This window comes from Massilia sp. CT11-108, from assembly GCF_047302915.1.
Taxonomy (GTDB): domain Bacteria; phylum Pseudomonadota; class Gammaproteobacteria; order Burkholderiales; family Burkholderiaceae_D; genus Telluria; species Telluria orientalis.
This window is the reverse complement of sequence record NZ_JBKYMO010001036.1, coordinates 1-870: the sequence shown is the minus strand read 5'-3', so window position 1 is coordinate 870 and position 870 is coordinate 1. Positions and strand designations below refer to the sequence as shown.

The 870-nt window shown below is 70.2% G+C and carries 2 pseudogenes; one reads left to right on the top strand and one right to left on the bottom strand.

Features of this window, described 5'->3' with window-relative positions:
• Positions 1–68 precede the first annotated feature (68 nt).
• Positions 69–404, top strand: a pseudogene (locus ACEN88_RS32960) (EamA family transporter); the annotation flags it as partial.
• Between the two features lie 101 nt (positions 405–505).
• Here the strand turns inward: ACEN88_RS32960 and ACEN88_RS32955 are convergent.
• A pseudogene (locus tag ACEN88_RS32955) lies at positions 506–870 on the bottom strand (hypothetical protein); the annotation flags it as partial.

Below are 870 nucleotides of genomic sequence, written 5' to 3'. Positions count from 1 at the left end.
GCTGGACGGCGCCGAACAGGATCAGCGCGCCGGTCCCTGCCGGCAAGGTGAGATAGGCGAACGAGAACGCGGCCACGGCATCGAACTTCCTGCGCGCCACGCCGCTGGCGTTGGCGCTTGGCCTGATGTGCGCGGCACGCGCGCAGGCGGATGCGGCCGGCGTGCTGCTCGCGATCGCATCCGGTGCGCTCACGTCGGGGCTCGGCTACGTGATCTGGTATGCGGCGCTGCGCGGGCTGTCGGCACTGCAGGCCGCGAGCGTGCAACTGTCCGTGCCCGTGATCGCGGCCGTCGGCGGCACGTTGTGGCTCGATGAAGCATTCACGACGCGGCTGCTGGTGGCCGTCGTGGCGATCCTGGGCGGGATCGCGCTCGTGCTGACGGACAGGGCGCGCAAACGTTAGTCCTGCAGCCCAAAAACGTCATTCCCGCGGAGGCGAGAATGCAAGTTTGCCGGCGTGGTCACGCAAGCGGAATTGGGTTCCTGCCTTCGCAGGGACGACGACTAGCGCCGCCGGAACAGCAGGCTCGCGTTGACGCCGCCGAACCCGAACCCGTTCGAGATCGCATACTCCGTCGCGATCTTGCGCGCCGCGCCCGCAACGATGTCGACGCCTTCCGCCGCCGCATCCGGCTGCTCGAAGTTGAGGGTCGGCGGCGCCACCTGGTCGCGCAGCGCGAGCACGGTGAAGATGGCTTCCACGCCGCCGGCCGCGCCGAGCAAATGGCCGGTCGCGGACTTCGTGGCCGAGACGGCGGGACCGCGGCCCGCGCCGAAGATGGTCTTGATGGCGGCGAGTTCGCTGGCGTCGCCCACCGGCGTGGCGCCGGAACGGATCGGGCACCTGAACGCGCACGCGACGTCCACGC